Here is a 20,483-nt window from a genome sequence, read left to right on the forward strand (position 1 = left end):
CAAGCCCCGGGCAAAAGTTTTTTTCAGCAATCTTTCTCGGTGTGTTCTCTTTCGATCCCTTTCCCGATGGCCGCCCTGCCGGCTGGCCGCTTTCCCCATCCCCTTTAGCGGGTTGGGAGTGCAAAGGTCCACAAAATTTTCGAATGCGCAAGCACCCTGTGTTACCTGTGGCCCGCGATCCAGCCAGGTTCCGCCTAACTGCCTCTACAGCACGGCGAATAGTTTTCAAAAATCTTTAGAGTTTTTAGTTGCTCTTAACAATACAGGCCTTTATTACCTGCATTGTTAAGAGTCTGTTTGTTTTCAAAGCTTTTCTCTGCTTTAAAAATTAGGCTTTGTAATGCTCAACTTTCATAAGGAGACTGCTTTTAAAATCCATGGAGCCCCTCCTATGAAATGCGCTACAGTTTCCCTTGCGCTAGAGTGTAACAGTTTGTTGGCTTCGTATAGTTCCAAGATTTTTTATTTTTTTGCTTTCACTTTTTACTTATAGTTATATGTTATTCCTATTGGTACAACTACACATTTATAAAAGCAGCAGGGCCCTTTCTTCTGGAAAGGGCCCTGCTGCTTAAATTCTGTAATTACCAGCTTATGCTACTTTGGGTCTCTTATATAAAGGGACGGTACTACATGGCTCTCCGTACATCAAGCTACTTACCACTGGCAAAAGCTTTCGCATGATTTCCACATAAGCGTAAGTCGGCACAGGTATACTGCCGCATCCTTTGATGACAACTTTGCCGTCTCGGTATTCTTCCGGATCTATTTTGGCAATTGCCTCTTGCATCAAAGCCTGCTCCAGTGCTTCCAGATCCCCAAACACATAATAGTTCGCGTGCGCCTGCAATTTTGTAGCTAGCAACATATAGGCCCAGGTGGGTACAATAGCATCTACTGAGCAGATGATGGCAACGTTCTTTCCGGCGTACATCGACCAGTCGTGGTCTTTTACAAAGGCTCTGAAATCCTTTTCTCGCAGAATCAGGCCTTGGAACAGATTTTCCTTTATATCATATACGACACGCTCACCTGGATGAAGCAACTCCTCTAGGTTCAGGGTCACGAGTGCACTTTGCGCAACTTTGTTTATTATTTCTGACATGGCTATCGCTTATTTAATATTGTTCTTAGTAGGGCTCGTTATATAAACATCCTTTAGGTAGAAGGGTTCATAATAGGCTACATCTTCAAATGCCTGCTCCTCATACTTCACTATGGCTAGCTCACCGATTGGTTTGGCTGATGGCTGAATGCTATCGATGAACAGTGCATTCGCATTGCCTTCCATCAATCTCTTGAACTTGGCGGCGCCGTTGCCAAAGAAAATGATCGGCTGGCGTGCTAACTCTTCCTGAAAACTTTGCTCATCCAAGACCACTGGCATGATAGGCATGCGCTCTTCTAGTTTTGAATTTACCAGACAGGTATAGACTTCCATGCGGCGGGCATCCAGCATCGGGCAGAACAGGTAGTCCTGGGCATTCGGTATAGCGTCTATCGCCTGCTTCGCCAATCCATATAAAGTTGACACTTCCAATAGCGGAATATCAAGCGAATAGCAAAGCCCTTTGGCGGTGGAGCTCCCGATGCGCAAACCGGTATAAGAGCCCGGCCCCCCTGAAACAGCCACGGCGCTCAGGTCATGCAAGGTACAGCCGCAGTTCTCGACTAGCTGCGCAATCATGACCGTGATGTGGGACGAATGTGACTTCTCGATCTGCAACTCAGACGCCGCCAACAATTCTGCTCCTTTATATAAGGCAACAGAACAAACGGTAGACGAGGTTTCGAGTGCGAGCAATAGCGGCATAATTGAACTTGTGTTGAATGATATGACAAAAGTACGTCTGAAAGAGCAGGAAACAAAAAAGGGTGATACCTGACTGGCATCACCCCTTTGCTTATACCTTGTCCGTTTATTTCACTTTCAGGTATGAGGCATACTGCTGCTGGTCGCTGAGTACGCGCTTGGCCGTCAGGATATCCGGATCGTCGTCGAAAGAAGATTCAATGTAGCCTTTCTGTAGGTAATAGCGGGAAGCGATTTCTGCCTCCAGCATTTCCTGTATCTCGGTGCGGAAACGCATCAGGTCGTTGGATTTATTATGCGATACCTTTTTCTTGATGGCATCCAACTCCAGTTTGATGTCGTCGAGGTGCTTGCCGTCCTTGGCTTGCTCGGTCAGTTCTTCCAGTTCGCGCTCTACCTTGGTGGTATAGTTCACGTCCTTGTTATCCAGGAAAGCGACAAACTTCTGGTAGTCGGCGTCCGTCAGCTTAAACTCTTTGGCCGAAGGGATGGTCGGGTTTTCGGCTTTATACTTGTTGGCGTACTCAAAGAAGTAGCCTTTCGCTGCGATCGTTCTGGCAATTTCGGAATAAGCCTTGCGGGTCACTTCTACATCCGGGCTCACGCCACCACCGTCGTACACAATGCGACCACCGGCTGTTTTGTGGGCCACTTTAAGCGAATCCGGAATTTTACCGGCGCTGCCATCTTCGTTGCGGTGCTTGTAGTCGATGGCCTGGATGCTGCGGCCACTCGGGATGTAGTATTTAGCCGTTGTTACTTTCAGTTGTGAATTATATGAAAGCGGACGGGTCGCCTGCACCAGGCCTTTACCGAAAGTACGCTCCCCTACCAGCACAGCTCTGTCGTAGTCCTGCATCACACCAGCCACAATTTCGGAGGCAGAAGCACTGCGCGAGCTGGTCAGGATCACCATCGGAATCTGCTTGTCGAGCGGCTCGTCCAGCGCTTTGTAGGTTTTGTTCCACTCCTTCACCTTGCCCTTGGTGCTCACAATGTCTCTTCCCTTGTCCACGAACAAATTGGAAATGTTCACCGCCTCGTGCAACAAGCCACCCGGATTGTCTCGCAAGTCGAAGATAATCTTTTTAGCCCCCTGCTCTTTCAGTTTCTGTACGGCAGTTCGCACTTCCTTAGAGGCATCCACCGTAAAGCCTGACAGCTGGAAGTAGCCGATTTCGTTGTCGATCATGCCATAGTAAGGCACATTGTCGACCATGATGTTGGCGCGGGTGAGCTCCACTGTTCTTGGCTTCGACTGGCCGTAGCTCTTCACTTCGAGCTTTACGGTAGAGTTGGCCTGCCCCTTGAGCAGTTTGCTTACTTCGGAAGTCGTCTTGCTGGAAACGTTTACCCCATCAATTTTAATGATCTCGTCGCCAATCACCAGACCTGCCTTGTGAGCCGGAGAGTTTTCATAGGGCATTTGCACCACAATTTTGTTGTCGCGGCTACCGATGAGCGCGCCAATACCACCGTACTGGCCGGTCGTCATGGTGCGGAAATCTTCAATATCGTCTTCGGGGATGTAGTTGGTATAGGGGTCGAGCGACTTGAGCATCGCGTCTATACCTGTGCGCACCAGTTTGGAGGGCGGCACCTCGTCTACATAATAGGTGTTTACTTCTTTGAAAAGCGTGGCAAAAACGTCGAGGTTCTTGGCAATTTCGAAATAACGCTCCGACTCTGTCTTAAAAGAGAAGAGGGTGAGCGCTAAGCTGCCGGCGAGGATGCCAGCTATTAACTTTTTATACATAGAATTTCAGGTTTAGGGGCGGGGTAAGACTATCTAGTCAAACAACGTTCCAAACCGGAAATTAGTTTTTTTTGGATTGTATCAAAGGATTTTTTTTCCTTGCCGATATAAATGATGGCCAGTAGGCGGGGAGCCTTCCCTTGATGTTGGGTAAGAAAATGCTTGTTAAGACGGTAAGCCTCACGTATCTGGCGCTTCAGGCGGTTGCGGTCGACGGCGCGCTTGAAGTGGCGCTTCGACACAGAAATAACCAACTGCGTGCTGGCGTCAGTAGACTCGTCAGGCGTATGGTATACGAACCTGAGCGGATACAAATTAAAAGAAGAACCCTTGCTAAACAGCAGCGAGATAAGCCGCTTACTGCACAAGCGTTCTTCTTTCGAAAATGTATGGGAAATCGGTTGTTCTGCTTGTTCGTTCATCGCTGGATCCAGTCAATTGAATGGCTCCGCTACGAGCTAAGCGCAACGCACCAATTAAGCTTTGTGTCTTCTTTCGTCAGAAACAGTCAGTTTCTTTCTGCCTTTAGCTCTTCTGCTAGCAAGCACTCTTCTACCGTTAGCGGTTTCCATTCTAGATCTGAAACCGTGCTTATTTCTTCTTTTTCTCTGCGAAGGCTGGAATGTTCTTTTCATCGTCTGCCAATGGTTTTATTATGGCCTGCAAAATTAGGGAAGCTTTTCTAAATTCGCAATCCATCCTCCGGAATATTTGAAAAAATATGGCAAAAGCCGCCGAAATAGGCATAGGAGCCGTTAAATCCTGATATTTACTGCTTAAAGCAATACCTCAAGCCGTGCTAAATGCATGGCCATTGCCTAAGCTATACCTTAAAAACAGTGCACAGCAACTCATGATCAAGCACCATATCTCCTTCAGCAATCCACTCACGCATTTCCTGGACATCACTCTTACGATAGAAGGGAACAGCCGACAAACGCTATACCTGCAGCTGCCCGCCTGGAGACCGGGCCGCTACGAACTGCAGCACTTTGCCCAGAAGTTGCGCGGTGTTACGGCCTCGGCAAACGGAGCGGCTATACCTGTATGCAAAGTGACCAAAGACCGCTGGCTGGTAGAAACGGACGGCGCTGAAAAAGTGGAGATCAGGTATAGCTTTTATGCACGGCAAATGGATGGCGGCGGCTCGTGGCTGGACGAGGAGCAGCTATACCTGAACGGTATCAACTGCCTGATGGCTGTGGAGGGCCACGAGCACAACCCCCAGCAGCTACAGCTGGCTATACCAGCCGACTGGCAAATTGCCTGCGGCTTGCCGGAAACAGAACGCTATACCTTGCTGGCCGGGAACTACGACCAACTGGTAGATTCCCCTTTGATTGCCAGCGCCTCTCTCAAAAAGGAAACCTATAGCGTCGCAGGTATACCTTTCCACATCTGGATACAGGGAGACTGCCGTCCGGACTGGGAGCGGATCAGGAAAGATTTTGAAGCCTTCACCAAAGAGCAGCTGGAGGTGTTTGGCGACTTCCCGGTGGCTGACTACCATTACCTGAACGAGATCCTACCCTACCGCACCTACCATGGCGTCGAGCACACCAACTCCACCGTGATCACGCTGGGTCCGGGGGAGCTGCTGATGACGCCGGCGCTGTACAAGGAGTTTCTGGGCGTGAGTTCGCATGAGCTTTTCCATACCTGGAACGTGAAGCAGATACGCCCGAAGGAAATGCTGCCTTACGATTTTAAAGGGGAGAACTACTTCCGGACCGGCTATGTGGCGGAAGGCGTGACCACCTACTACGGCGACTACATGCTGGCCCGGTCGGGTGTGTTTACGGCAGCACAGTATTTTGAGGAGCTCAACACCACGCTGCAACGCTACTTTGCCGACCACAGCCGCTACCACATGTCCGTTGCCGACTCCTCATTCGACCTCTGGCTCGACGGCTACAAACCCGGCATACCGGATCGCAAGGTATCTATTTACGTCAAAGGCGCCCTTACCGCCCTGCTGCTGGACCTGCAACTTCGTCAGGCCACCGACAACCAAACCAGCCTCGACACCGTGATGCGCCACCTTTGGGAGGACTTTGGCAAGCGTGGCATCGGCTTTACCGAGCAGGATTACGAGTTGCTGGTGCTGCGATTGGGAGGAGAAAAGTTTGGAGCTTACTTTAAGCAGTACATCAACGGCACAGCACCGATAGAAGAAGCTCTGGACCAGGCGCTGCGCTATGTAGGCTGCACGCTGCAGGCAGAAGAGACCGCGCTGCTAAGCGAAAAGCTTTTCGGTTTCAAGACTGTCTCCGACAACAATATCACCAAAGTAACCGCCATCGCCCCGGACTCTTCTGCCAACTCAGCATTGAGCATCGACGACGAGTTGGTTGCCCTGAATGGCCGCAAGCTGGAACAGAACCTGCAGCCTTTGTTAGCTGATACGGATTTGTCGCAAGGTATAGAACTCACCCTTTTCCGGAACAAACAGTTACGCCAGGTAATACTAGAGCCAAGCCAGCATACTTACTACACAAGGTATACCGTGGCCAAACGGAAGGACGCCACCGAGGCGGAGAAGGAAAACTTCAGGCTGTGGCTGAAACAGGAGTTTTGATCAATTGAACAGGAGCTTGAGGTAAAAAGACGGCTGCTTGAGTCGCTCGCGCAGGTCGAGGTCGGTGAACATGCAGGAGATGGTCTCGGCGAGGGCTTTGTTTTTGGAGGCCTTGCTGGCAACCTGGTTGAAGAGCCAGGGATAATTCAGCAGGCGCTGCATGTGGCGACTCAGCTTCAGTTCTTTCCAAAGGCGGTTGTACACTGCTTTGTCATAGTCTTGCATAAAACTGGCGGAGAAGTTCTGCTGTTGCAAACACAGTTCAGCTTGAGTAGCAGCCCAGCGGCCACTGATCATGGCGTTGCTGATGCCTTCGCCGGTGAAGGGGTCGATGAGCGAGGCTGCGTCGCCTACCAGCATGTAGTTATCGCCGGAGATGACGCGCTTTTTGGAGCCAAGCGGCAGGCCATAGCCTTTGATGTCGCCCATCAGTTCCGCCCCGGCAAAGCGCTGCCTGAATTCCGGGTGCGTCTCGATCATGCGCAGCATTTCCTTCTTCAGGTTCACCCGTTTCTGGCTCACCGTTTCGCTCAGCATCCCTACGCCTACGTTGGCATATCCGCCTGGCAGCGGGAAGATCCAGAAATAGCCCGGAAGGAAATCTTTGAGGAAGTGTAGCTCGATGAAGTTGTCCTGGTCCAGCCCCGCCACATTTTTGTAATAAGCCCGAAGGCCGGCACAGTAGTGCTCCGCCTCCTGCTTGATCCCTGCCTCCTGCCGCGCAAAGGCAGAATGCGCCCCGTTGGCAACGATCAGTAAACTAGTGGTGAATTGATGCTTGCTGCTTTTGTCTGTCAAGGTATAGCCTTGCCCAGTTTTTTCCACTTTGGCAATGTCTATACCTTCGAGCAAAGTGATCTCGGGCCGCTGCCTCACCTGCTCGATCAGGAAATTATCGAAATCGACTCGCTTGGAGATATAACCGGATGGGGTGTCCTGTGCAGGGTCGTAATTATGCTTGAACGGCACGCTCAGCTTGTGGCCCGCCGGCGAAATGAAATGGATTCCCCAGGAAGGCAACTGGTCTTCTGTTTGGCTCAGCATACCTGGTAGCTCCGGGTTGATGCGTTTCAGCTCGTTCACCACTTTGCCGCTGAGAGCATCGCCGCATACCTTGTCGCGCGGGAAAACTGCCTTGTCGATCAGCACGCAAGGGATGCCCTTGTTGGCCAGGTGCAGGGCTGCCGTGGCACCGCCCGGCCCGGCGCCCAGTATACAAATCTTGTGGTGCTGCATGCGGATATTCAGGTATAGCGAGCTAAATATAACCAATATCTGGCCTGCCGCTATACCTCCACAAAGTTCAGGCACAAAAAAAGAGGAAAGCCCTCAGGCCTTCCTCTCGTTTTCCATAGTCTTATTTTGTATTCCTGGCGCGCTTACTCTGCGTAAGGGGTACTTATACCTTCCGCCAGGTCAGGTTTATCGGTTTGCGCTATTTTTTGTCTAACGGCATGTTGTTGCCGCCCTTTGCCAGGTTGCGGTTCGGGTTCTGCACTTTGGTATCTTTTGCATTCAGTGCGTTCTGGTTCGGCTGAGAATCAACATTACCCATTGGCTTGTTCGGATCTTTACCTTCCGGGTTATTCTTCTTCAGCTCGTCCAGCGTCTTTTTATTTTCGTTCTTTAAGCTCATTGTTTTCAGTTTTTGGTAATCGTACAACTTTGTTTTACCCCCATTACCCGCACTTTGTTACAATTCGGTGAAAAATCAGGCTGCTGGCTATACCTGTCGCAAAACAAAAAAGGGAAGCCGAAGCCTCCCTTTCCTATACCTTAAAAACACTTGATTTAAGACAGCACTGTGTCAAAAGCCACCAGATTCACAAACTGCTGCACGCGGTTGTCAATCTCCTCCTGGCTCAGGTTCTTCAGTCTTTCAGTACCAAATTTCTCCACGCAGAAAGAGGCCAGCGCCGAGCCGTGGATGATGGCACGCTTCATACCGTCAAAGCTGATGTCGCCTGTTTTGGCGATGTAGCCGATGAAGCCACCGGCAAACGTATCACCCGCTCCGGTCGGGTCAAATACTTCCTCTAGCGGAAGAGCCGGCGCGAAGAACACCTTGCCTTCGTTGAACAGCAGGGCGCCATGCTCACCTTTCTTGATAATCAGGAACTTCGGACCCATCGCCATGATCTTACGAGCAGCCTTCACCAGTGAGTACTCGCCGCTTAGCTGGCGCGCTTCCTCGTCGTTGATCGACAGCACGTCCACCAGCGCGATTGTCTTCTGCAGCTCGTCCATGGCAATGTCCATCCAGAAGTTCATGGTGTCCATCACGATCAGTTTCGGGCGGTTGTTGAGGCGCTCCAGCACTGTGCGCTGCACCTGTGGCGCCAGGTTGCCCAGCATCAGGTACTCGCAGTTCTGGTAGCTCTCCGGGATGATCGGGTCGAAATCGCCCAGCACGTTCAGCTCTGTTACGAGTGTTTCGCGGCTGTTCATGTCGTTGAAGTAGCGGCCAGACCAGAAGAAGGACTTCTCGTTCTCCTTCACCTGCACGCCTTCGGTGCTGATGTTGCGCTGGTGCATCAGGCTGATGTGGTCCTGATCGAAATCGCCGCCCACAACCGATACTACGTTCACAGGCTTCACGAAATAAGAAGCCGACAGCGAAATATACGTCGCCGCACCACCTACAATTTTATCTGTCTTCCCGAAGGGAGTCTCCAGCGCGTCAAACGCCATTGAACCTACTACTACTAAGCTCATATTTTTAATTGTTGATTGTTAACTTAATTGTTGATTGTTAAATTGTTTAATTGTTGTTTCAATAATGTACTTAGTATCAACAATTTTACTATTCAACCATTTAGCAATGCAATATAAATAAAAAAAGCCCCTGAAGGTTTGCTTCAAGGGCTTGGGGTGGAAGATGGGTCTCGAACCCACGACCCCCAGAATCACAATCTGGTGCTCTAACCAACTGAGCTACAACCACCGTGTCTCGTTTGAGAATGCAAATATACGCGTCGTTTTCTTATTTACAATACGCGAGAAGCATTTTTTTAGACTAAATTCGTATCTCGCTGTGCCTATTATACTTAGAATTTTTCCCTCGCAAGGTATAGCCGCCTAGTTGCTGATCTTCGTGCCGCACCAGGGGCAGTAGTTGATCACCACCATCGAGGCGCTGCCGTTGTGCAGCGGTATACCATAGAGGTTTTCATCCCACTTGTTGATTACTACCTCGGGGTCATTGTACCGGATCTCGCCGTCGGCATCGAGGCTCTCGTATACCTTGTCAGCCATCATCAGGCAGCAGTAGCTTTGGTAGTCGAAGCCTTTGCTGCTGAACTTGTCCGTTATAGCCCAGTTATAGCAGGCCTCATCTTCATGAATCGCCTCTTCGTAAGCCTCGTATTCCTCCGATTGAAGCACCTCCTCCGGCAGTTCCTTCCCGAAAAAACGAGCATGTAGCTCCTTGAATTTTTCCAGCTCCATACCTTATCTGTCAAACAAGAGTCGTTCGCCTTTTTTGCTTTCGTCAAACTCCCCGTTAGCAAAGGCCAGGTGACCGGAAACGAAGGTGTGCGTCATGGTGCTGCTGAAGGTATGGCCCTCGAAAGGTGACCAGTTGCACTGGTAGTAAGTATTGTCTTTGGTAACGGTATAGGGCTTGTTCAGGTCTACCAGCACGAGGTCGGCCCAGTAGCCTTCGCGGATGTAGCCTCGCTCACGCACGTTGAAGAGGATGGCCGGCGCATGCGCCATTTTCTCCACCACCTTCTCGATCGTCAGCTTGCCCTGCTTCACAAATTCGAGCATCATCTGCACCGAGTGCTGCACCAGCGGCACACCACTTGGCGCCTGCTTATACTTACCCTGCTTCTCTTCCCAGGTATGCGGCGCGTGGTCGGTGGCAATTACATCCAGTTTGTCTTCGAGCAAGCCTTGCAGCAGACCTTCTTTGTGGCGGTGCTCCTTCACAGCTGGGTTACACTTAATCTGGGTGCCAAACTTGTCATAGTCTTCCTTGTCGAACCAAAGGTGATGCACGCAGACCTCAGCGGTGATGCGCTTCTGCTCCAGCGGAATGTCGTTGCGGAACAGCTTGAGTTCTTCTTCGGTGGAAATGTGCAGAATGTGCAGGCGGGTGTTGTGCTTCTCGGCCAGCTTCACGGCCAGGAAAGAAGACTTGAAACAGGCTGCCTCATTACGAATCTCGGGGTGGCACTTCACCGGTATGTCTTCGCCGTACTTCTCTTCATAGATAGCCATGTTGTCGCGGATCGTCTGCTCGTCTTCGCAGTGCACGGCAATCGGCAGCCTGGCTTTGGCAAAGATCTGTTCCAGCGTCTGCTCATTGTCTACGAGCATGTTCCCCGTGGAAGAGCCCATGAAGATCTTGATGCCGCAAACGGTGTTGGGGTTGGTGAGCAGCACCTCGGCCAGGTTGTCGTTGGTGGCGCCCATGTAGAAGGAATAATTGGCCAGCGAAGTCCCGGCAGCGATCTTATACTTATCCTCGAGCAACTCCTGCGTCACGGTGTTGGGCACCGTGTTGGGCATCTCCATAAACGAGGTGGTGCCGCCCGCCACAGCCGCTCTCGCCTCTGTTTCAATTCTGGCCTTGTGCGTCAGGCCTGGCTCACGGAAGTGCACCTGGTCGTCGATGGCACCCGGGATCAGGTGTAAGCCGGTGGCGTCGATAATCTGGTCGGCCTCGGCGGCTATACCTTGTCCGATCTGCGCGATGCGCCCCTCTTTTATGAGTACGTCTGCGGTGGTGGTGCTTCCTTCGTTTACAAGCTGTGCGTTCTTTATCAGGATAGATTTCATGCTGCTAAGGTATGTGCTCAACAAAGTTAACACACATTAGCGGAGTTTTACGCATAAATGCGCCGGACGGCTATACCTGAAAAAGCAAAAGCTATACCTGCCCCTATTCGGGCTGCATGAGTTTGCCGATGAAGAGGATGGCGCCCGAGGATTTCTCGCGGATCATGAACACAAACGGACGGTCGATGCGGTAAGCCGAGGGCATGGACGTAAGCTCTACACCAACGGAGGTGACGGCAGCGGCCTCTGTGCCTTCCTCGTTCACCTCCACAAAGGTTTTGTGCTTCACCTTGGAGATAGCCAGGTTACTCTGCCCCTCCAGCATGCGACTGAAGTTTGCACCTCCCGAAAAGGCGATACCCATCCCCAACTTGCTTAGCATGGCATTCAGTTCCTCCTCATACTCCAGTTTAAATTTAGGCATCTGCAGCTCCTTGGATATTTTGTTGCCTGCTGCAAGCCACTTTGCCAGGTTGTCAGGGTTGAGTTGCGGCATAATGCTTTGCACCGTGTTCTCTCCGCTTGGCATCACAATCGTCATGCTATACTGCCCGTTTCCGTAAGGCAGGTCCACCATGTTCACGGTGTTATCACCATATACCAGGTATTCGCCTTTTTTCATCGACATGAAATCGTGGGTCATGCTGCTGCCGTTCTCGAGATAAAACAGGCCAGGCTTTGTCAGGTTCTTGTCGAAAGGATAGGTCCAGGTGCCTTTGAAGTAAATGGCGTTGATCAGAAACAGCACTTCGTCCCGGCCTATCTCATCCAGTATCTTGTCGATTTTGTCATTGGTACTGTTCTTCACCCAATTATTGATTTGCCCGACAGATGCAGGCGAAGCGAAGTCAAGCCCCTGCACGGTAGCATTGAAATACTCTTTGTTCGTCTGGATAAACGGTGCCTGCAGCCGCACAAGGTTGCTGTGCCAGAGGGAATTGGCCGAGGTGAAGATCACTTTCTTGTCTATACCTTGCAGCAAGGCAATCAGGTCTTTGTAGGATTTGTTGATATCCTCGTCAGAAGCTGCCTCAAAACCCAGCATCTGCCCGATAGCCTGCTTCGTTTCGCCGTCGGCACCGTTGTAGGCCATCGCCAGCGCCATACTGATGCTGAGTGGCGAGATGAAAACATTCTCGGCTTCCTCGGCTTTGCTGAGCTCCGCAAAAGAGCGAAAAGCAAAGTCGTTGGAGCTAGTGACAGTTTTCTGCTCCTGCGCCGTCAGCGGGCGGGTATTTGGTGTATTAGGTCCTTCATCTACCATCTCTTTCTGGCAAGCGGAAAACAAACTCAATGCCACAAGGGCTATACCTGACAGGAACATATTTCTACGCATGGGGAAAATCGGATTATGGTCTATACCTGAAAGACCCTGATGGAGGTGGGAAGGTTGCATGGGATCAATCATGATAAAACTTCTTCAACTCAAAAATCCGCTCTATACCTTCTATCTCACCAGAAAATATGCCCATATGACCAGCTCCATCCTTGTTGAATTTTCCAATTATCATCACATATTTCCGGTTCAAGGCATCTGTGGTAGTCGGGGAACCCTCTGCGTCTTCTACACGCATATTTTTACCCAATTTTACCCAAACAGCATTTTCGGTGCTTAGATAATTAGCATGCTCTTTAGAGAAATATAAGCTGTTATCCTCGTGTTCCAGATGCAGAAAACCAGCCACCAAGACCCTTTTACCATGGTATTTATCAGGATTTGCCAACAACTTAATCAATGAAACCCGCTCGGGAAAAACTCCCTGAAAGGAGCTGAAACTGATAAAAAACACACTGAATAGAGATAGTAAAATCAGCTTCATAGTATATCACTTAACTTCACTTATTATTAACAACTCTACAAACTCTCTGACTGAAGTCTTGGCTCAGCATCTTGCTTTATGAATTGGATATATTGATTTCGTAGAATCTCAACGGCAGCTAATCGTTCTTTCATCGACTTTGTCTGCCAATAGGCAAGGTCCGATTGCTGGTCCCGCAGTCCAATTTTATTAACCACTTTCTCCATTAGAATTAGCATTTTCAAATACAATATACGCATAATTACCCACTCGTCTATACACGCTATATCCCCCTCCCACAAATTTCCCGTACCTTTGTACTTTAAAACCAAGCACAAACACCACCATGGCAGAAGAAGCGGAGAAAGAGATAAGCACGTTCGAGGATTTTAAGCTGAACCGGCAGCTGCTCAACGCCATTGAAGAGGCCGGCTACGAGAAGCCTACCCCGATCCAGCTCAAGGCTATCCCTATCATCATGGGCGGCCACGACGTGATGGGCATTGCCCAGACCGGCACAGGCAAGACGGCGGCCTTCCTGCTACCGATCCTGATGAAGGTGAAGTACGCGCAGGGCACCAACCCGCGTGCCATCATCCTGGCTCCTACCCGCGAACTGGCCATGCAGATCGAAGAGCACATTACCTTGCTCGCCAAGTATACCGACCTGCGCCATACGGCCATCTACGGTGGGCTGGGACCAAAAACGCAGATCGAAATCATCAACAACGGCATCGACATACTGGTGGCCACGCCCAAGCGCCTGATGGAGCTATACCTGAAAGGCGAACTGATTTTGAAAGAGGTGAAGACGATGGTGCTCGACGAAGCCGACAAGATGATGGACATGGGCTTTATGCCACAGATCCGTCAGCTGCTGGAGGTATTGCCGCGCAAGCGCCAGAACCTGCTTTTCTCGGCCACCATGCACCCAAAGGTGGTGGAGTTGTCGGAGGAGTTCCTGGAATTCCCGACCCGCATCGAGATCACACCGCAGGCCACGCCTGTCGAGACGGTAACCCAGGTGCTGTACCAGGTGCCGAACCTGCGCACCAAGATCGCGATGCTCGAGCATCTTATTCGCGACAAGGAGGCCTTCAACCGGGTGATCATTTTCACGCGCAGCAAGAAGAACGCCGAGAGCGTGGCCAAGTACCTGGAGCGGAAAGAGTACGGCGAGGTTCGCTCCATCCACGGCAACAAGGGCCAGAACACCCGCATCAACTCCATGGAGGCCTTTAAAAGTGGCGAAGTGCGTTTCTTAGTGGCGACGGATGTGGCGGCCAGAGGCATTGATGTGAGCATGGTGAGTCATGTGATCAACTTCGACGTGCCTTTTGTGTACGAGGACTATGTGCACCGCATTGGCCGCACAGGGCGCGCCGAGAACGAAGGCAATGCCATCACGTTTGCCAACGAATCGGAGATGTACCACATCCGCAAGATCGAAAAGCTGATCCGGATGCAGATTCCGGAATTGCCGATGCCGGAGCAGATAGAAATTTTCCCGACCCCGTTTGACGAGCAGCAGGCCATTGCCCGCGACATCGACCACCAGAAGCGCGCCGAAAATCCCGACTTCAAGGGTGCATTTCACGAGAAGAAAGCCATACCCCAGAAACCCGTTAAGAGCAGGCGCGACCCGAGAACCTCTTTCTGGCAAAAGACTAAAAAGAAGAAAAGATAACACGAGCACCCTGTCCGACCGGACGGGGTGTTTTATTTTAGAGATACTCCAGAGCCACTTCCCGGAAGCGGTAGACCATAAAGGTCAGCACGAAGCCCCACAGAATGCTGCTCCAGAGCATGTGCAGTAGGATTTTCCGGCGCGGCACGCCGAAAACGGCAGCCACCATGGTGCCGAACACGGGCGTCAGGAAAAGCGGTGTAAAAAAAGCCACCCCCACCATACCGAATCTATTCCAGATCTGTATGACGCGGCGACTCCTGCGACTGAACACAGGCCGCTTGTAGTTTCGGCGCCGCCGGGCATACCACCGGGCAGCCTCTCTCCCGATTACAGAAAAGACCAGTACGCTCGTCATCATGCCGGCTACGGTCAGCAATACGGTAACGAGATAGGGCATCTTCAGAGACATACCTGCCAAAGGCCCGCCTATGAACTTGACCATGCTGATCAGGTATACCGACATGTACTTGAGAAACTCCTCTACCACCCTACTGCTTTAAAAGTATACGCTTTGGTTATATCTAAATTGTCTAATGAGCTCTGTACACGACAGCTTTTAGCGCAACTCCATATGCAGTTGCCACAGATCAATACCCGGTGCCCAAAAGTCTTTTTCCACCTTCTCCAGCTCGAAGCCCAGCTTCTGGTAAAAAGAATATACCAGCTGGCTCGTCCGCACCTGTATAAAACGCACCGAAGACTTTTTCCTTACCTCGTTTAAGCGAAAAACTGTGAGCGACCGCCCTATGCCTTTGCCTTGAAAAGCGGGGTGCACCAGGTCCCAGGAAATGCGTGCCCAGGTATAGCCATCGAAGTAGTTGAGCCCGCCCGAGGCAACAACCTGACCGGCTTCCTCCACTACAAAATAGTCTTCCCGACGCTCCTGCAGGTATAGCACAAAGTCCGCCTCCTCCTCGGGCGCAAAGTAGTCGGGTGTGTTAAGCCGCAGAATCTGCAGCAGCGCCTCCTGGTCAGCTGGGGTATAGGGTCGGATCATCCCGCCCAGCTATACCTTTGGCCCAAAGGCCAGGTCGCCTGCATCGCCCAGACCGGGCACGATGTAGAAGTTTTCGTTCAGGCTTTCATCCATCGCTCCCAGCCAGATGTGTGCTTCCGGCACCTCCTGCTGCACATAGGCTATACCTTCCGGCGAGGCAATGGCAGCGGCAAAATGCACCTGCACTGGCTTGCCGTGGCGCAGCATTCCTTTGTAGGATTTCACCAGCGAGCGGCCGGTCGCCAGCATCGGGTCGGCCAGGATCAGGATTTTGTCGTGCAGGTCCGTTGAGGCAAGGTACTCCATGTTTATCTGCAGCTCGGTGTTCTGCTCCTCTACCCGGTAGGCGCCCACAAAGGTGCTGTAGGCCTTGTCGAAGTAGTTAAGCATGCCATTGTAGAGCGGCAGTCCGGCCCGGAGGATGGTGGCCAGCACAGGTTGGGCCGTGAGCAGCTGCGTTTTTGTAGTAGCCAGCGGCGTCACGATCTCGCGTGTCTCGTAGGGCATCGTCTTGGAAATTTCGTAGGCCAGCAGTTCCCCCAGACGCTCGAGGTTGCGGCGGAAGCGCAGGCTGTCGTGCTGCACCGACACGTCGCGCAACTCGGCTACAAAATGGTTGGCAAGCGATGGTGTGGCAGTGAGAATATGCAGTTTATCGTTTTGCATGGATATGGCTGATTTTGCAGGCTAAAGATACGGTCTTTCAGGCGGACGGCAATCTTCGGCTGTCAAAAACGTTAAACCGGGCAGGCCCTATACCTGTATAAGACCGGGCTATACCTGCTTTCGCCAGGCTCCATCATGCAATTTGATGTGTTTTTGTTAATATTGTGAATTATAAATACCTGACAACCCGCTTTCCCCTGATTAGAACTTTCCTCCTATGAGAAATATACTTGCCGCTTTGGCACTTGGCCTTTTGGCTATACCTGCTGCGCAGGCGCAGGACGTGTACGTGCCCTACGACCGCGACACCTACCACCTGATTGACCGTTACCAGATCAAGCTGGGCACGAAGGTGCCACAACTGCACACCAACGTGCGCCCGATCGGACGTAGAGAAGTAGCCGAGCTAGCCGAGGCAGCCACGGGCGAGCCACGCTCCAATGCCGACATGTTCAATATCCAGTACCTGCTCAACGACAACTGGAACTACACCACGCAGGCCAACGACAATAGCAGCGAGCGCCCGATCTTCAACACGTTTTATCGCAACAAGACTGACCTGTTACACTACGAATCAGAGGACTTTACTTTGCGCGTAAACCCGGTGCTGCACCTGGAGTTGGGCCACGATAATCAGAGCGACGGCATGCGCTACGTCAACACGCGCGGCGTGCAGCTGGAGGGTAGCATCGACAACCGCTTCGGCTTTTATACCTTCATCGGCGAGAACCAGGCGAAGTTTGCAGACTATGTGGTGGACCGCATCAAACGCGATGGTGTGGTGCCGCACGAGGGACTTTGGAAGGATTTCAAAGGCGATGGCTACGATTTCCTGACGGCACGCGGTTACATGAACTATTCGCTCTCCAAGCATGTGGAGATACAGCTGGGCCACGACCGTCACTTCATCGGCGACGGCTACCGCTCGCTCGTTTATTCCGACTATGCCCCGCCGGCTTTCTTCCTGAAGCTGAACACCCGCGTCTGGAAACTGCACTACATGAACCTGTTTCAGGAGCTCACCGCTGACTACCGCCGGCGTGGAGGCGGGGACAAAATCCTGCCTAAAAAATACATGGCGTTTCACCGTCTGGGCGTAAACATTACAGACAATTTCAACCTGGGTTTGTTTGAGCAAGTGATTTTCGGGCGTGAAAAAGGGAAATTCGAACTGCAGTACCTCAACCCCATCATCTTTTACCGCAGCGTGGAACACAACCTCGGCAGCGAGGACAATGCCCTGTTAGGTCTTGACTTCCGCTGGAACCTGTTCAACACAGCGCAGCTTTACGGCCAGCTGGTGCTCGACGAGTTTGTAATTAATGAGGTGAAATCAGGTGAAGGCTGGTGGGGTAACAAACACGCCGGTCAGGTCGGGGCTAAGTATATCGATGCTTTCGGCCTTTCTAACCTCGACCTGCAAGGTGAGGTGAATATCATCCGTCCGTATACCTACCAGCACCGCGACGGCAGTTCCAACTACCAGCACAACCGCCAGCCACTGGCTCACCCGATGGGCGCCAACCTGTACGAGTTTGTAGGTATAGCCCGCTACCAGCCATTGCCACGCCTGCATCTGGTGGGCAAGGCCATTGCCACCCGCTTCGGACAGGATGAGATCACGCCAGAGGGCGACACCATCAACTGGGGCAACAACGTGAATCTGGATTATAATTTAAGACCTCGGTCTTACGGCCACGAGATTGCACAAGGTATACGCACCAACCAACTGCACCTCGACCTGACGGCTACCTACCAGTTCAAACATAACCTTTTCGTGGATTTGAAGGGCATCATCCGCCGCACGGAAGCTGATGCGAGCAACCTGAGCAAAAACAGCGTGTATACCTCCGTGGCCCTGCGCTGGAACATTGCCCAGCGACTGCATGAGTTTTAACAGGTCATCGACATGAAAAGGACCGTGCTCGCTCACCTGGGAATTAGCCTGTTCTATTTCTGGGTTATCATCCTGTTGTCCTGGAACGTGTCTGGCGGCGACATCCTGGCAATATTCTTCGTTTCCGTTTGCTTTCTGATTCACTTATCAGGAATAATTTTAAAGCTGGTCTTTCACAAGCAAAAACGAAATTTTTCTCCGTTGTTAGGAGTGTTATGTGGCCTGGCAATTCATGTACTCTCTTTTTATCTGATCACGGAGTATAGGCTGTATCAGCACGAAATGGCTGGCGGCAACAGAGTGGTTCCAATGGATGTAGAGTAGTTGCCCTTTCACTGAAAAAGCGGGAAGCCCTTTATAACAAGGCTTCCCGCTCTCGTTTTAAAAGCTCGCTATACATACCTGTTCCATTTTAGTTATCTTTGCAGCGGCCAAACGTGCAAGAGGTATAGCACGGCCTATAATATTGTAATTCATTAATACTTAAAAACTTCCGGCAAGCGACCCGTCTGTTACGGGAAGCAATCGGGACAGCCGCCTATACTTGCAAGAGGTAGGGTTGGCCTACACAACATGAAGACTTATCTCCGGATACTGCAGTTTGCGAAGCCTTACAGTCGCTTTGTACCGCTTTATACTATTTACACTATACTAGGCATTATTTTCGGCCTGCTCAATTTTACGCTCCTTATTCCGCTGCTTAGCGTGCTTTTCGGAACGGTAGGTACTGACGACGCGGCCGCTATGGTGACAACCAAGCCTGATTTCACGCTATCACTAGAGTATTTCACAGACTACTTTAATTACCATTTCGGACAGGTGATCCTGGAGAAAGGCCGCCAAGGCGCTTTGCTCTTTGTCTGTGTGATCATCGTTTGCTCTGTTTTCCTATCCAACCTTTTCAAGTACCTGGCGCTTCGGGTTGTGGGAGCCTTGCGGGCGCATGTTGTGAAGAAAATTCGCCATGCCACCTACGAGCGTGTGACGCAGCTGCACCTGGGCTATTTCAGCAACGAGCGCAAAGGCGACCTGATGACCCGCATGACGGTGGACATTCAGGAAGTGGAGAACTCTGTGGTCAACACCATGACGGTCGTGATCCGGGAGCCCATCTCGATCATCGCTTTCTTTGTGGTGCTGTTTACTATGTCGGTTAAGCTGACATTATTCACGCTAATCTTGCTGCCGCTCTCCGGCGTACTCATTGCAGGTATTGCTAAACGCCTGAAGCGAGCAGCGCAGCAGGGGCAGGAATCTCTTAGCTTTATCCTGACGATTATCGACGAGACATTGAGCGGCATCCGGGTGATCAAGGCCTTCAATGCGGAGCCTCACATCATGGGCAAGTTCAACGAGCAAAACGACCGCTATGCCCAGTTGCAGCGTTCCATTGCCAACAAGCGCGACCTGGCCTCGCCGTTCTCGGAGTTTATGGGCGTTACGGTGGTGGCGGGTCTGCTTTGGTTTGGCGGTAACCTGGTGCTGAATCAGCAATCCGACCTGAAGGCCGAAGAATTCATCACTTACATCGTGCTCTTCTCGCAAGTGCTGGTACCGGCCAAGGCCATGTCGGCGGCTTTCAGCAACATACAGCGCGGACTGGTATCCGGCGACCGCATTCTGAAAGTGATTGACACCGAGCCGCAGGTAACGGATAAGCCGAATGCGAAGGTGCTGCCGGAGTTCCACCATGAGATCAAGCTCCAGGATGTGAGCTTCGGCTATGGGGAGCGCCCGGTGCTGCAGGACATCAACCTCCGCATCCAGAAAGGGAAAACGGTGGCACTTGTAGGCCCATCAGGCGGTGGCAAGTCCACGCTGGCTGACCTGATTCCGCGCTTCTACGACCCTACGGCAGGCGCTATCCTCATCGATGGCCACGATATCCGCGACTATACCGCGGTGTCGGTGCGCGATAAAATAGGCGTGGTAACACAGGAGTCCATCCTCTTCAACGACACCATCTTCAACAACATCGCCTTCAACAAAACCGACGCGACCGAGGAGGAAGTGATGGCCGCAGCCAGAATTGCGAACGCGCACGAGTTTATTGCCCGGATGCCGGAAGGCTATCAGACCATGATCGGGGACCGGGGCAGCCGTCTGTCTGGCGGACAGCGTCAACGTCTGAGCATTGCCCGGGCCATTCTGCAAAATCCACCCATCCTGATTCTGGACGAAGCGACCTCGGCATTGGACACGGAATCAGAGAAACTGGTGCAGGAAGCGCTTACCAACCTGATGAAAAATAGAACATCGGTCGTGATTGCGCACCGGTTGAGCACCATTCAGCATGCCGACGAGATTGTAGTTTTACAACAGGGCAGCATTGTAGAGCGAGGCTCACACGAAAACCTGTTGCAGCACGGTGGATTGTACGCAAAACTTACACAAATGCAACTGGTGTCGTAATAGCATTTGGCGCTTTCGTATTAATGGTTTCTGCTTTTAATTAAATTTCGGCCTTAGCATTTCGGTATATTCACATTTTTTTATAGTTTA

General features: G+C 51.5%; 20 protein-coding genes and 1 tRNA gene. 5 read left to right on the forward strand and 16 right to left on the reverse strand.

Features of this window, described 5'->3' with window-relative positions; genetic code table 11:
- Positions 1-592: 592 nt before the first annotated feature.
- The 5 genes from B0B12_RS18880 to rpmH form a co-directional block, all read right to left on the reverse strand.
- Complete coding sequence (locus tag B0B12_RS18880) at positions 593-1,105, reverse strand: DUF2480 family protein (RefSeq protein ID WP_076672192.1); 513 nt, start codon at positions 1,103-1,105, stop codon at positions 593-595.
- Positions 1,106-1,114: 9 nt separating this feature from the next.
- A complete protein-coding gene (gene tsaB, locus B0B12_RS18885) occupies positions 1,115-1,813 on the reverse strand; it encodes a tRNA (adenosine(37)-N6)-threonylcarbamoyltransferase complex dimerization subunit type 1 TsaB (RefSeq protein WP_076672194.1) in 699 nt (232 codons plus the stop codon).
- Positions 1,814-1,919: 106 nt separating this feature from the next.
- Positions 1,920-3,569, reverse strand: a complete 1,650-nt coding sequence (locus B0B12_RS18890; protein WP_076672195.1) for a S41 family peptidase — start codon at positions 3,567-3,569, stop codon at positions 1,920-1,922.
- 29 nt (positions 3,570-3,598) lie between these two features.
- Positions 3,599-3,991 carry a ribonuclease P protein component gene (gene rnpA / locus B0B12_RS18895; RefSeq protein WP_076672196.1) on the reverse strand — a complete coding sequence of 131 codons (393 nt, stop codon included), beginning with the start codon at positions 3,989-3,991 and terminating at the stop codon, positions 3,599-3,601.
- 54 nt (positions 3,992-4,045) lie between these two features.
- Complete coding sequence (gene rpmH, locus B0B12_RS18900) at positions 4,046-4,204, reverse strand: 50S ribosomal protein L34 (protein WP_007659000.1); 159 nt, start codon at positions 4,202-4,204, stop codon at positions 4,046-4,048.
- Positions 4,205-4,365: 161 nt separating this feature from the next.
- Between rpmH and B0B12_RS18905 the strand changes: the two genes are divergently transcribed.
- On the forward strand, positions 4,366-6,147 hold the full coding sequence (locus tag B0B12_RS18905; protein ID WP_244554775.1) for a M61 family metallopeptidase: 1,782 nt from the start codon (positions 4,366-4,368) through the stop codon (positions 6,145-6,147).
- Here B0B12_RS18905 and B0B12_RS18910 read toward each other — a convergent pair whose 3' ends face one another.
- The 8 genes from B0B12_RS18910 to B0B12_RS18945 all read right to left on the reverse strand — a co-directional run bounded on the left by B0B12_RS18910 (position 6,148) and on the right by B0B12_RS18945 (position 12,752).
- Positions 6,148-7,458, reverse strand: a complete 1,311-nt coding sequence (locus B0B12_RS18910) for an NAD(P)/FAD-dependent oxidoreductase (RefSeq protein ID WP_244554776.1) — start codon at positions 7,456-7,458, stop codon at positions 6,148-6,150.
- Between the two features lie 124 nt (positions 7,459-7,582).
- Positions 7,583-7,783, reverse strand: coding sequence for a hypothetical protein (locus B0B12_RS18915; RefSeq protein WP_076672426.1), 201 nt, complete (start codon positions 7,781-7,783; stop codon positions 7,583-7,585).
- 155 nt (positions 7,784-7,938) lie between these two features.
- Positions 7,939-8,862: a PfkB family carbohydrate kinase gene (locus B0B12_RS18920; RefSeq protein WP_076672200.1), complete on the reverse strand. Its 924-nt coding sequence runs from the start codon at positions 8,860-8,862 to the stop codon at positions 7,939-7,941.
- Between the two features lie 152 nt (positions 8,863-9,014).
- Positions 9,015-9,091 (reverse strand) — tRNA-His (locus B0B12_RS18925).
- Between the two features lie 134 nt (positions 9,092-9,225).
- Positions 9,226-9,594, reverse strand: coding sequence for a DUF6980 family protein (locus B0B12_RS18930; RefSeq protein WP_076672202.1), 369 nt, complete (start codon positions 9,592-9,594; stop codon positions 9,226-9,228).
- A gap of 3 nt (positions 9,595-9,597) precedes the next feature.
- The gene (locus B0B12_RS18935; protein WP_076672204.1) at positions 9,598-10,932 is read right to left on the reverse strand and encodes a dihydroorotase; all 1,335 of its coding nucleotides are present in this window, start codon (positions 10,930-10,932) and stop codon (positions 9,598-9,600) included.
- Positions 10,933-11,035: 103 nt separating this feature from the next.
- Entirely contained in the window at positions 11,036-12,268 is a 1,233-nt protein-coding gene (locus B0B12_RS18940) for a serpin family protein (RefSeq protein ID WP_076672206.1), read from the reverse strand.
- 64 nt (positions 12,269-12,332) lie between these two features.
- Positions 12,333-12,752, reverse strand: coding sequence for a hypothetical protein (locus B0B12_RS18945; RefSeq protein WP_076672208.1), 420 nt, complete (start codon positions 12,750-12,752; stop codon positions 12,333-12,335).
- 325 nt (positions 12,753-13,077) lie between these two features.
- Between B0B12_RS18945 and B0B12_RS18955 the strand changes: the two genes are divergently transcribed.
- Positions 13,078-14,418, forward strand: coding sequence for a DEAD/DEAH box helicase (locus B0B12_RS18955; RefSeq protein ID WP_076672212.1), 1,341 nt, complete (start codon positions 13,078-13,080; stop codon positions 14,416-14,418).
- 37 nt (positions 14,419-14,455) lie between these two features.
- Here B0B12_RS18955 and B0B12_RS18960 read toward each other — a convergent pair whose 3' ends face one another.
- The 3 genes from B0B12_RS18960 to upp form a co-directional block, all read right to left on the reverse strand.
- A complete protein-coding gene (locus tag B0B12_RS18960; protein ID WP_244554777.1) occupies positions 14,456-14,908 on the reverse strand; it encodes a small multi-drug export protein in 453 nt (150 codons plus the stop codon).
- A 69-nt stretch (positions 14,909-14,977) separates the two neighbouring features.
- Complete coding sequence (locus tag B0B12_RS18965; protein ID WP_076672214.1) at positions 14,978-15,418, reverse strand: GNAT family N-acetyltransferase; 441 nt, start codon at positions 15,416-15,418, stop codon at positions 14,978-14,980.
- 9 nt (positions 15,419-15,427) lie between these two features.
- Complete coding sequence (gene upp, locus B0B12_RS18970; protein ID WP_170871918.1) at positions 15,428-16,084, reverse strand: uracil phosphoribosyltransferase; 657 nt, start codon at positions 16,082-16,084, stop codon at positions 15,428-15,430.
- A 217-nt stretch (positions 16,085-16,301) separates the two neighbouring features.
- Between upp and B0B12_RS18975 the strand changes: the two genes are divergently transcribed.
- The 3 genes from B0B12_RS18975 to B0B12_RS18985 all read left to right on the forward strand — a co-directional run bounded on the left by B0B12_RS18975 (position 16,302) and on the right by B0B12_RS18985 (position 20,393).
- Positions 16,302-17,981 (forward strand): hypothetical protein, encoded by a 1,680-nt coding sequence (locus tag B0B12_RS18975; protein WP_076672216.1) that lies wholly within the window; start codon positions 16,302-16,304, stop codon positions 17,979-17,981.
- Between the two features lie 12 nt (positions 17,982-17,993).
- Positions 17,994-18,305: a hypothetical protein gene (locus B0B12_RS18980; protein ID WP_076672218.1), complete on the forward strand. Its 312-nt coding sequence runs from the start codon at positions 17,994-17,996 to the stop codon at positions 18,303-18,305.
- Positions 18,306-18,554: 249 nt separating this feature from the next.
- On the forward strand, positions 18,555-20,393 hold the full coding sequence (locus B0B12_RS18985) for an ABC transporter ATP-binding protein (protein WP_076672220.1): 1,839 nt from the start codon (positions 18,555-18,557) through the stop codon (positions 20,391-20,393).
- The last annotated feature ends 90 nt before the right edge of the window (positions 20,394-20,483 follow it).

Origin of the sequence: Pontibacter indicus, from assembly GCF_900156345.1 — a bacterium.
Classification (GTDB): domain Bacteria; phylum Bacteroidota; class Bacteroidia; order Cytophagales; family Hymenobacteraceae; genus Pontibacter; species Pontibacter indicus.